Raw genomic sequence first — 10,662 nt, 5'->3', positions numbered from 1 at the left:
CCGTTCGGGATAATCAGTGTTTATGGCTAACTGCTACTTCATCAGCTGCCACAGGGACCGGGACCATGTATCCGACCTGTTCCGTTTCCTGTACCGGCCTGGGCACCTCTATATTTTGCACCACGATGAGAAGGCGCCGCCGCTTCTGCGGGATCTGATCAGCCGGTTGGCGGTCGCGTTTCCCAATGTCATGGCGCTGCCGGCCCATCTCCACAGCTGGGGCGGCTATTCGCTGGTGGCCACGGCCTTGCGCGCCATGGAAGCCGCGCTGAAGAGCGGGCATTCCTGGGAGCATTTCTTCTGGTTGAGCGAGCAGCACCTGCCGCTGTTTTCCCAGGACAGCCCGGGCTGGGGGTTGGAGGTCGGGACATCCTATTGTGACGCCATCGCGGTGGAGCCGATGTACGCCGAGGGGCGTGCCGACGTGCTGCACCGGTTTTCCATGGATTTCCGGGAACTTCCGGGCGTGGGCTGTTTCGGCGAACAGCCGGCGACGATGGATGGCGGTTTCATGGCGTGTCTATGGCATGGCGGCAACTGGCTGGTACTGGCCCGCGCGGCATGCGAAATCCTCTGCGCCCAGGCGGCCGATCCCGTCATTGCCGCGCCGTTCGTCGCCTCCGCCTTGCCGGACGAGACCTTCCTGCAGTCGCTGCTGATGACCGCGGCCGGGCGGGGAGAGGCGCGGGTCTTGGGGCAAAGCCCCACCTACGTCGCTTGGCCGCATCTCTGTGGCAATGCCGACATGCTATGTACCCCGGAGAATGTCCATGTCGCGCGCGAGCAGGGACGGCTGTTCATCCGCAAGCGCCCGCTGGAATTGCCGCTGAAGATGAGGGGCGAGATGGAGGCCATGGCCGTCCTGGACGCCGCCGCGCTCGAGGCTCGCCTGTCCACTGTGGAGGTGCCGGAACCCGAAATTCCGATCCGGGACGTCCAGCCGCTGGTCCAGCACGTCGCAGCCGGCATGGCCGGGCTAGAAGGCTACACGGTCCGTGTCTTCGATCCGGCGGTCCTGGGCAACGTGCCGGCCTTCTATATGACGATCACACCTGACCATGCGCCTGAAGACCTGCGGGGCTTACGCCTCTGCCTGCTGTCGGAAGATCTCCGCAATTTCAAGGTTCTCATCGCCATCCACCCGCCGGAAGGTGCTGGCTGGGCGCCTGTCACGGTGCGGGGGCGGCATGCCTATCCTTTGCGCGTTCGGGTCTATGACCTGTTTCTGGAGCGCGAGGTGGTGATCGCCGACGAGACGGATGGCGGCTTCGTGACGCTGGCGGCCAATGGCGACCTGACGCCGCTCGACCAGACCATCCATCGCTACTTGGGGCACATGGAGGCCCTGGTGGCGGCGGCTGGGCAGGCGTGACCGGCGTGCCGCCACGCGTCACCCTGTGCGCCATCATCAAGGATGAGGCCGACAGCTTGCTGGAATGGGTGGCCTATCACCACCTCATGGGCGTCGACCGTTTCGTCGTCTATGACAATGGCAGCACCGACGGCAGCCGGGCTTTGCTGGAACGGTTGGCGCGCCGGATCGACATCACGGTCATCGACTGGCCGTCGGCCGGTGGCGGCGTCGCGCTGTCCTTTCCCGAGGCTCGCGACCTTGTGTTGTCCCGTCCTGATTTGCGGGGCTTCAACTGGTGGGGGGAACGGACGGTGGGCCCGCAGATGCGCGCCTATAACCACTTCCTGGCCTATTACGGTGCTGAGACCGACTGGGTGCTGTTCATCGATGCGGATGAATTCGTCGTCAGCCGGGACGGCATGTCGCTGCCGGCGCTGGCGGCCCGCTACGGCCAGGATCCGGCGGTGGGTGCGGTGGCCTTGAACTGGCGGTACTTTGGTTCCAGCGGGCAGCTGGCGCCGGACGGCCGGCTGGTGATCGAGCGTTTCACCCGCTGCGCGCCAACGGCGTTCTCCGGGCATGTGCACATGAAGACCCTGGCGCGGCCGGCGGCGCTGGACCGGATGCTGATCCACGCGGGCCGCCTGGGTGCGGGCTGGCGCTATGTCGACGACCGGGGCCAACCGGTGGATATCCGCGACTTCGCCTTCACGCCCGCCGTTTCCCACGCGCGGTTGTGGCTCAACCACTATTCCGTGAAGTCCAGGGCGGAATTCCAGCGCAAGCGGGCGCGGGGGCTGGCGCCCTATCCCGATGGGCATCCAGAGAAGCAGGACGGGCTGGACGAGGAGTATTTCCGTCGCCAGGACCTCAATGATGAGGAAGACTTGGCCGCCGCCGCCATGGCGCCGGCGGTCCGGGCGGAGATGGCGCGCCTGTTGGCGTGATGAAGCAGCACTTTCATACAAAACGGCGGTGTGGTGTGCAAGAACGCGCCCGCCGCCTGGGGTAGTTTTCAGGGGCGACGACGGGATGTCCCCCCATTGACCCCGTCGTTTTCCTCCCCGGAGGCGGCATCTCGCGGCCCCCCGCCCGCGCCGCCGGCCTTGATGCCCGCGCCCATCATCCAGGGCGCGGGCATCGCTTCATCCGGGGCTCATTCCGGCGTGCTGGCGTCGGAGGAACGCTGCCAGATGTTAAGGCCGGTATCGACCGCGTGGGTGTCGATCTCCGCCAACTCCGCTTCGGTGAACGCCAGGTTCCCCAGCGCGTCCAGGCTGTCGTCCAACTGGGCGACCGTGCGGGCGCCGACAAGGGCGGAGGTGACGCGGGTATCGCGCAGCACCCAGGATATCGCCATCTGCGCCAGCGTCTGACCCCGGCGTTCGGCGATGGCGTTCAGCGCCCGCACATGCGCCAGCGCCTCGACCGTCAGCATCCCTTCCTGGAAGGAACCACCCTTGGCCGCGCGGGCGTCGGCCGGCACGCCGTTGAGGTATTTGGCCGACAGCAGGCCTTGCGCCAGGGGCGAGAAGGCGATGCAACCGATGCCCGTATCCTTCAGCGTGTCCAGCAGGCCGCGTTCAATCCAGCGGTTCAGCAGGGAGTAGCTGGGCTGATGGATCAGGCAGGGCACGCCCATCTCCTTCAACAGCGCCGCCGCTTTGGCCGTCATCTCGGCGGAGTAGGAGGAGATGCCGACATACAGCGCCTTGCCCTGGCGCACCACCTGGGCCAGGGCGCCCATGGTCTCTTCCAGCGGCGTGGTCGGGTCCACGCGGTGGGAATAGAAGATGTCGACGTAATCCAGGCCTATGCGGCGCAGGCTCTGGTCCAGGCTGGCGATCAGGTACTTGCGCGACCCGCCGATGCCATAGGGGCCGGGCCACATATCGTAGCCGGCCTTGGTGGAGATGATCATCTCATCCCGGTAGGGCTTGAAGTCGCTGGCCAGCACCCGGCCGAAATTCTCCTCCGCCGAGCCGTAGGGCGGGCCGTAGTTGTTGGCCAGGTCGAAATGGGTGACACCCCGGTCAAAGGCGCGGCGCAGGACGGCGCGGCCGGTCTCAAACACGTCGGCGCCACCAAAATTGTGCCACAGGCCCAGGGAGATGGCGGGCAGGTCAAGACCGCTGCGACCGCACCGGCGATAGGGCATGGTGGCGTAACGATCGTCGGCGGCGCGGTAGGGGGACTGCATCGGGGAAGCTCCAGCAAGGGGCGGTAACCGGTGACACCATAGGCGTGGCACCGATGCCGGCCAAGGCCGCTTTGCTCAGTTCTTGCTCCCACCGCGCACGCCGTCTTGATCGCGCCCGCGCCCTAGGCCGCCTTCACCCCGCTGATGAAGGTGGTGATCTCGTGGTTCAGTGTTTCCGCCCGGCGTGACAATTGGCCCGACGCGTCAACGATCTGGCTGGCGGCGTCGCCGGTGGTGATGGCCGCCTGGTTCACGTCGGTGATGGTATGCGACACGTCACCCACGCCGTGCGCCGCTTCGTTGACGTTGCGGGCGATCTCGTTGGTGGCGGCCGTCTGCTCCTCCACCGCCGAGGCGATGACCACGGCGATTTCGGACAGGGTGGCGATGGTGCCGTTGATGCGGCCGATGGCGCCCACGGTGCGGCCGGTGAGGGATTGTATCTCCGCGATTTGCCCGGCGATCTCTTCCGTCGCCTTGGAGGTTTGCGTCGCCAAGGACTTCACCTCGTTGGCGACGATGACGAAGCCGCGTCCGGCATCGCCCGCCCGTGCCGCCTCGATGGTGGCGTTCAGGGCCAGCAGATTGGTTTGCGCGGCGATGCCGGCGATCAGCTGGGCGACGTTGCCGATGCGCTGGGCGCTGTCGGCCAGCTGCGCCACGGTGGCGCGGGTATCCTCCGCCTCCACCTGCGCCCGGTCCGCGATATCGCGGGAGTGGCTGACCTGCTGGGCGATTTCCTTCACCGACAGGGCCAATTCCTCCGTGGCCGCCGCCACCGTCTGAACATTCAGCGCCGCCTGGTGCGAGGCGGTGGCGACAGCGCCGGAACGCTGGTTGGTTTGGTCCGCCAGCGTGGCCATGGAGGTCGCGGTGGCTTCCATCTCCGTCGCGGCGCTGGCCAGCATTTGCACCAGGTCGGCGGACTTGGCTTCAAAATGGACCACCAGCTTCTCCAGCGTTTCCGCCCGGCGGGCCTTGGCCGCCTGCTCGCTGGCCTGAAGGCTGCGCAGACGGGCCGCCTCCCGCGCATTGTTGCGGAAGATCAGGGCGGCGCGGCCGATGTCGCCGATCTCATCGCCCCGGTCGGCGCACGGCACTTCATTGTCCAAATTGCCGGCGGCCAGATCGCGCAGGCTGTCCACCACCAGGGTGATGGGGCGCAGCAGGCCGTGGCGCGCCACCAGCCATCCCACGGCCAGGCCGGCGGCGATGCCCACCACGGCGAACAGGGCCATCAGGCGGGAGGCCCAGGTGGCGGCCCGCTGGGCGCGCTCTTTCACGGCGATGGAGCGCCGTTCAAGGGTGTCCACCAGCGTCTTCATCTTGTCCTGCAGCGCGGCGACATGAGCCCGTGATTCGTGGATGGCGTCCACCAGGCCGGCACGTCCACCGGCAAAGCTTCCCGCACGCTCCTGGCGTACCTTGTCGAACAGCGTTTCCATCACCGGCGCGTAGTCGGCGTAGGCCTCGCGCACCGCCGCCAGTTGAGGCTGTTCCTCCGGGGTCACCAGCTTTTCCAAGGCATCCAGCCGGCTGACCAGTGTCTCCGTCGCTACCTTCTTGGCCTGGGCGGCGTCCTCCCATTCCTCGGGCAGGGCCAGGACGCGGTATTCCTGCCGGTTGATGGTCGACAGTTCCCGGCTCATCCGCGCGCTCAAGGTGGCGGCGTTGCCCGCGGCCTGGATCTCCGTGGCGCTCTCCGCCAGGGTCCGCAGGCCAATCATCCCGACCGCCCCAATGCCACTGGCCGCCAACGCCATGGCAACGACAATGATGACGATCTTCCACAGGATTCGCATGTTGGAGAACATCGGATCATCCCCCGCGTTTCGGTATATTCGAAAGTATTGGGTGTGTTCCTTAAGGGAGTATTAATTTACGCGTTTACAGCAATATGTTGCTGATGAATGAACCAATCTCTTTGTGATTACCCCAATGGCGCTTCTGGGCTGAATATCCCATTGCCATGACTGTGCTGAAAGGCGCCGGCGACGGACCATTCCGCCGCCGGCGTTTTCAGAGTGGCTTCAGGCGGCCTTGATGGCGGTCAGAAAGCGGCTGACATGGTCGCGCAGCACGCCGGATTGTTCCGACAGATCGTGGGCGGCACCCAGTACCTGGGTGGCGGCGGCACCGGCCTGGGCCGCGGCCTCCGTCACCGCGCCCAAGGCGTCGGCCACGCCCTGGGTGCCGGTGGCGGCCTGGCCGACATTCCGGCTGATTTCTGTGGTCGAGGCGCCCTGCTGCTCCATGGCGGCGGCGATGGACGTGGAAATGCCGTTGACCTCCTCGATGATGCCGCCGATGGCCTGGATGGCGCCGGCGGTCCGGGTCGAGACCTGCTGCACGGCGGTGATCTGCGCCGCGATGTCCTCCGTCGCTTTGGCCGTCTGGTTGGCCAGGCCTTTGACCTCCGCCGCCACCACGGCGAAGCCCTTGCCGGCCTCGCCCGCCCGCGCCGCCTCGATGGTGGCGTTCAGCGCCAGCAGGTTGGTCTGCTCCGCGATGGCCTGGATCAGGGTCACCACCTCGCCGATGCGTTGGGAGGCTTCCGTCAGCCCGGTGACGGTGGACATGGTCTCCCGCGCATCCTGGCTGGCCTGGCTGGCGATGGCCTGGGCGTGGCCCACCTGGCGGTTGATCTCGGCGATGCTGGCCGCCATCTCCTCCGCTGCGGCGGCCACGGTCTGGACGTTGGCGGTGGTCTGATCGGCGGCGGCGGCGGCGGTTGAGGACTGGCGGTTGGTTTCCTCCGCCACGCTGGACATGCTTTGGGCGGCGGTGTCCAACTCGGCCGCGGCCCCGCTGAACTGCCGCAGGATGTTGGACGACCGCTCGTCGAAATCGTTGACCAGCGCGTCGATGGCGGCCACGCGGCGGGCCTTGGCCGCTTCCTCGTCCCGCTGGACGGCCGCCAGGCGGTCGGCCTCCACCAGGCCGTCGCGGAACACCTGGACCGCCCGGGCCATGGCGCCGATCTCATCCAGGCGATCGGCGCCGGGAATGGCCGTATCCAGCTGCCGCTGGCTGAGGCGGGTCATCACCCCCGTCAGCTGGCGGGTGGGCCGGCCGATGGTCAGCACGGTGACGAGGCCGGCGGCAATCGCGGCGGCCAGCGCTGCCGCGAGGGCCAGCAGCGTGCCCAGGCGCGAAATGTCGGTGGTGCGTGTCAGCGTGGCGTAGGCCTGCTGGCCGGCGCGGTAATTCAGATCGGCGGCTTCGGTCAATGTCGCCACGATTTGGCGCGTCTGCTCCCGATTGTCGCTGGCGTACAGCGTCAGCGCCTGGGCGCGGTCGCCCTTGCGCAACACGTCGGCAAGCTGGTTGGAGGAGGCGAGGAATTGCGGCCATAGCCTGTCGAACCGCTCGATCTGCGCACGTTCGACGGTCACCAGCGGCTCATACTCATGCCGGCCCTTGGTCACGCGGGCCAACTGCTGGTTCACCATCCTCTCCTGTTCCGCCCGCGCCTCGTCGGTGGTGGCCAGCAGCATGCCCTGCTGATATCGGCGCGCCTCCAGCATCGCCTGCAGCAGTTCATTGCTGGCGACGATCGAGGGCATCGCGTCGCCGCCCAGATCCGCGGCGGCATGTTCAATTTTGGACAGGCGTTCCAGGGCGAAGCCGCCCAGAGCCAAAGTCACGACCAGGACCAAGGAAAAGGCCACGGAAATACGGATGCGCAAGGATAAGTCGACCAGACGCGGCATAGCGGCTCCTGTCTTGGGGTGGCGCAGGGGCTCCACGTGGCTTTCCACAGAAGGGATACCCCTTATTTGGTAGGACGTGGGGTGCAACCTTCTGATTTCTACCCCTGTCGGCGGAGAACCCGTCGCGTTGTCCGCCGCTGCGACGTTCTGCCGCCGGCCATGTCAATTAAATTGGATTTTACTTAATTGACACTTCATCAGGAAAGATCGGCCGTCTCCACCTGGCGCAGCACGGCGCGCAGGGACTGGGCGTTGTCGCTGCCGAAAACCTGCTCGAACCGCCGCTGGGCGGCGGCCCACAGCGGCTGGGCCTGGGCGACCATCGCCTCGCCCGCCGGCGTCAGCACGATGACGCGGCGGCGGCGATCCTCCGTCGTGATGGTCAGGCGCACCAGGTCGCGCTTTTCCAGGGGGCGCAACAGGTGGCCCAGGGTGGACCGGTCCATGACCAGCATGGCCGCCAGGTCCTGAATGGTCTTGGGGCCGTGGCGATGCAGGCGCGACAGGATGGCGTACTGGTTGGTGCCCAGGCCGGTCGACACCAGCGCGTCGTCGTAGAACTTGGTCAGGCGGCGGGCGGCTTGGCGCAGGGCGGTGCAGTTGCACCGCGTGGGTTCGGGTTCGGCCGTGGGCACGGGCATGGGGGGTGTGTCAGGCATCAGTGGTCCATGTCTAAACAGGCGCCACCCTATCAGGCGCGCGGGCCTTTCCGCTGTCAACGATCATATGGGCAATTACCCATAAATTCGGCATGCTCGTCATCCGGTACCATCAAGGTGCTGACCCACCGGAGGAAACCCCATGCCGCTCGCCCGCATCGACCTCGTCAAAGGCAAGTCCGCCGAGTATCGCCACACCATCGGCGACGTCCTCTACGATGCCATGATCAACACGCTGAACGTGCCCAAGGACGACCGTTTCCAGATCATCACCGAACATGCCGACAGCGACTTCGCGGCCGATGCGACCTATCTGGGCGTTCATCGCACCCGCGACTGCGTCATTATCCAGGTGACCCTGAACCAGGGCCGGACGCTGGAGGTGAAGAAGGCCTTTTACAAGGCGGTCGCCGACGGCCTGCACGCCCGTCTGGGCTTGCGGCGTGAGGACGTGTTCATCAGCCTGGTCGAGGTGGCCAAGGAGAACTGGTCCTTCGGCAATGGCGAAGCGCAATACGCTTGAGGAGGATGCCATGACCCACAGTCCCACCGCCCTGATCGTCGGCGCCGGCAAGGGCATCAGCGCGTCGCTGGCCCGCCTGCTGACCCGCGAGGGCTATCGTGTGGCGCTGGCGGCGCGGAACATCGATAAGCTGGCGGATCTGGTGGCGGAGACAGGGGCCACGGCCTATGCCGCCGATGCGGGCGATCCGGGGGCCGTGGCGCGGCTGTTCACGGATGTGGACGCCGATTTGGGCACGCCGGACCTGGTGGTGTTCAACGCCAGCGCCCGCACCCGGGGGCCGGTGCAGGATCTGGATCCGGCCCAGGTGCTGGACAGCCTCCGCATCTCCGCCTTCGCCGGCTTCCTGGTGGCGCAGGCCGCCGCCGTGCGGATGCGGGCGCTGGGCCGGGGCAGCATTCTGTTGACCGGCGCCACCGCCAGCGTGAAGGGCCTGGCGGGGTCCACCCCCTTCGCCATGGGCAAGTTCGCGCTGCGCGGCATGGCGCAAAGCCTGGCCCGCGAACTGGCGCCGCAGAACATCCATGTCGCCCATTTCATCATCGACGGCGGTGTCGCCAGCAGCTGGGCCAAACCCGGGGAAGAGGGGCCGGAGGACCGTTGGCTGGACCCCGACGCCATCGCGCGGGAGTATTGGCACGTCCACACCCAGCACCGCAGCGCCTGGACCTGGGAAGTGGAACTGCGTCCCTGGGTGGAGAAGTTCTGACGGTTCATCGTTGGCGCCGGGGCTCAACAGTCTCATTGAGAAGACTCGTTTGAGCCGCCGGCGTCGGCAAGGAATGCTGGCCGCCTGTTCCAACGGAGGCGGTCATGAGCGCGAGCAAGCAACTGAAGCTGGGTTTCATCCTTCACGGCGTGGGCCGTACCTGGGGCGATTGGCGCCACCCGGACGCCGTGCCGAACGCCAGCACCAACTTCGCCTTTTACAAGCGCCAGGCCCAGCTGGCGGAGACGGGCAAGTTCGATTTCCTGTTCGTGGCCGACAGCGTCTACATCACCGAGAAGTCCAGCCCCCACTATCTGAACCGGTTCGAGCCGCTGACCATCCTGTCGGCGCTGGCGGGCGCGACCAGCCATATCGGCCTGGTGGGCACCCTGACCGTCAGCTACAGCGAGCCCTACAACGTCGCCCGCCAGTTCGCGTCGCTGGACCATATCAGTGGCGGCCGCGCCGGCTGGAACGTGGTGACCAGCTGGCTGGAAGGCAGTGCGGCCAACTTCAGCAAGGCCGAACATCTGTCCCATGACCGGCGCTATCGCCTGGCGGACGAGTATCTGGACGTGGTGAAGGGCCTATGGGACAGCTGGGAGGATGACGCGCTGGTCCATGACAAGGACAGCGGCGTCTTCTTCGACCCCACCAAGCTGAACACCCTGGACCATAAGGGGGAGTTCTTCCAGGTGAAGGGGCCGCTGAACATCGCCCGCTCCCCCCAGGGCCAGCCGGTGATCTTCCAGGCCGGCGCGTCGGAGGACGGCAAGAACTTCGCCGCCAAGAATGCCGACGCCATCTTCGTCGGCCAGGACGATTTGGCGGAGGCCCAGGCCTATTACCGCGACGTGAAGGCGCGGGTCGCCGGCTTCGGCCGCGATCCCGACAAGGTCTTCATCCTGCCTGGCGCGGCGCCGGTGGTGGGGGCGACAGAAGCCGAGGCGGAGGCCAAGTACCAGGAACTGGCCAATCTGGTGTCCATCGAGAACGCCCTGTCCATGCTGGGCCGGCCGTTCAACGACCATGACTTCAGCCAATACGACCTGGACGCGCCGTTCCCCGAGGTGGGGGCCGACGCCTACAACAGCACGCAGAGCGCCGTCCTGAAGATCGTGGCTGCCGCCAAGGCGGAGAACCTGACCCTGCGCCAGGTGGCCCAGCGTTTCGCCACGCCGCGCGGCAACTTCGTCGGCACGCCGGAACAGATCGCCGACAAGTTCCAGCATTGGCTGGACGCCAAGGCCGCTGATGGCTTCGTGCTGTTCGAAGCCCTGCCGCGCCAGCTGGACGTGTTCGTGGAGACGGTGGTGCCTATCCTGCAGGAGCGCGGCCTGCTGCGGCGGGAGTATGAAGGCGAGACCTTCCGCGACAATCTGGGGCTGGATGTGCCGGTCAACCGCTTCACCGCGGCCAAGGCTGCCCGGGGCGCGGCGTGAGGCGGCGCCCATAAGCCGGCCCCTAAGGTTGTAGTCATCCCGTGACGTTGCGCTGGCTGCGG

At 66.7% G+C, this 10,662-nt stretch carries 9 protein-coding genes; 5 read left to right on the top strand and 4 right to left on the bottom strand.

Translation table 11 applies throughout. The annotated features are described in order from the left end of the window. Nucleotides 1-22 precede the first annotated feature (22 nt). Together FHS74_RS27995 and FHS74_RS27990 are read left to right on the top strand one after the other, a co-directional pair. A complete protein-coding gene (locus FHS74_RS27995; protein WP_184807560.1) occupies nt 23-1,372 on the top strand; it encodes a beta-1,6-N-acetylglucosaminyltransferase in 1,350 nt (449 codons plus the stop codon). A gap of 5 nt (nt 1,373-1,377) precedes the next feature. Next, nucleotides 1,378-2,301 (top strand): glycosyltransferase family 2 protein, encoded by a 924-nt coding sequence (locus tag FHS74_RS27990; protein WP_184807559.1) that lies wholly within the window; start codon nt 1,378-1,380, stop codon nt 2,299-2,301. Between the two features lie 209 nt (nt 2,302-2,510). On the opposite strand, the gene mgrA is transcribed toward FHS74_RS27990, so the two are convergent. The 4 genes from mgrA to FHS74_RS27970 form a co-directional block, all read right to left on the bottom strand. Continuing rightward, a complete protein-coding gene (gene mgrA, locus FHS74_RS27985) occupies nt 2,511-3,554 on the bottom strand; it encodes an L-glyceraldehyde 3-phosphate reductase (RefSeq protein WP_184807558.1) in 1,044 nt (347 codons plus the stop codon). A 122-nt stretch (nt 3,555-3,676) separates the two neighbouring features. Continuing rightward, on the bottom strand, nt 3,677-5,368 hold the full coding sequence (locus tag FHS74_RS27980; protein WP_184807557.1) for a methyl-accepting chemotaxis protein: 1,692 nt from the start codon (nt 5,366-5,368) through the stop codon (nt 3,677-3,679). 216 nt (nt 5,369-5,584) lie between these two features. Then, nucleotides 5,585-7,267 carry a methyl-accepting chemotaxis protein gene (locus FHS74_RS27975; RefSeq protein ID WP_184807556.1) on the bottom strand — a complete coding sequence of 561 codons (1,683 nt, stop codon included), beginning with the start codon at nt 7,265-7,267 and terminating at the stop codon, nt 5,585-5,587. A gap of 197 nt (nt 7,268-7,464) precedes the next feature. Next, complete coding sequence (locus FHS74_RS27970) at nt 7,465-7,926, bottom strand: MarR family winged helix-turn-helix transcriptional regulator (RefSeq protein WP_184807555.1); 462 nt, start codon at nt 7,924-7,926, stop codon at nt 7,465-7,467. A gap of 142 nt (nt 7,927-8,068) precedes the next feature. Here FHS74_RS27970 and FHS74_RS27965 point away from each other — a divergent pair, with 142 nt between their 5' ends. The 3 genes from FHS74_RS27965 (at nt 8,069) to FHS74_RS27955 (ending at nt 10,600) form a co-directional block, all read left to right on the top strand. Further along, nucleotides 8,069-8,449 (top strand): tautomerase family protein, encoded by a 381-nt coding sequence (locus FHS74_RS27965; RefSeq protein ID WP_184807554.1) that lies wholly within the window; start codon nt 8,069-8,071, stop codon nt 8,447-8,449. Nucleotides 8,450-8,459: 10 nt separating this feature from the next. Continuing rightward, the gene (locus FHS74_RS27960; RefSeq protein WP_184807553.1) at nt 8,460-9,158 is read left to right on the top strand and encodes an SDR family NAD(P)-dependent oxidoreductase; all 699 of its coding nucleotides are present in this window, start codon (nt 8,460-8,462) and stop codon (nt 9,156-9,158) included. Nucleotides 9,159-9,262: 104 nt separating this feature from the next. Next, the gene (locus FHS74_RS27955) at nt 9,263-10,600 is read left to right on the top strand and encodes an LLM class flavin-dependent oxidoreductase (protein ID WP_184807552.1); all 1,338 of its coding nucleotides are present in this window, start codon (nt 9,263-9,265) and stop codon (nt 10,598-10,600) included. The last annotated feature ends 62 nt before the right edge of the window (nt 10,601-10,662 follow it).

The sequence above is a fragment of the Nitrospirillum iridis genome, from assembly GCF_014205765.1.
Taxonomy (GTDB): Bacteria; Pseudomonadota; Alphaproteobacteria; order Azospirillales; family Azospirillaceae; genus Nitrospirillum; species Nitrospirillum iridis.
Note: the sequence above shows the minus strand (reverse complement) of the source record. Positions and strands in the feature narration are given on the sequence as shown.

What these genes read in the sequence shown, in the direction of transcription:
- FHS74_RS27995 (WP_184807560.1), top strand. Translation starts at nt 23, where the DNA reads ATGGCTAACTGCTACTTCATCAGCTGCCACAGGGACCGGGACCATGTA.
- mgrA (WP_184807558.1), bottom strand. Translation starts at nt 3,554, where the DNA reads ATGCAGTCCCCCTACCGCGCCGCCGACGATCGTTACGCCACCATGCCC.
- FHS74_RS27980 (WP_184807557.1), bottom strand. Translation starts at nt 5,368, where the DNA reads ATGTTCTCCAACATGCGAATCCTGTGGAAGATCGTCATCATTGTCGTT.
- FHS74_RS27975 (WP_184807556.1), bottom strand. Translation starts at nt 7,267, where the DNA reads ATGCCGCGTCTGGTCGACTTATCCTTGCGCATCCGTATTTCCGTGGCC.
- FHS74_RS27970 (WP_184807555.1), bottom strand. Translation starts at nt 7,926, where the DNA reads ATGCCTGACACACCCCCCATGCCCGTGCCCACGGCCGAACCCGAACCC.
- FHS74_RS27965 (WP_184807554.1), top strand. Translation starts at nt 8,069, where the DNA reads ATGCCGCTCGCCCGCATCGACCTCGTCAAAGGCAAGTCCGCCGAGTAT.
- FHS74_RS27960 (WP_184807553.1), top strand. Translation starts at nt 8,460, where the DNA reads ATGACCCACAGTCCCACCGCCCTGATCGTCGGCGCCGGCAAGGGCATC.
- FHS74_RS27955 (WP_184807552.1), top strand. Translation starts at nt 9,263, where the DNA reads ATGAGCGCGAGCAAGCAACTGAAGCTGGGTTTCATCCTTCACGGCGTG.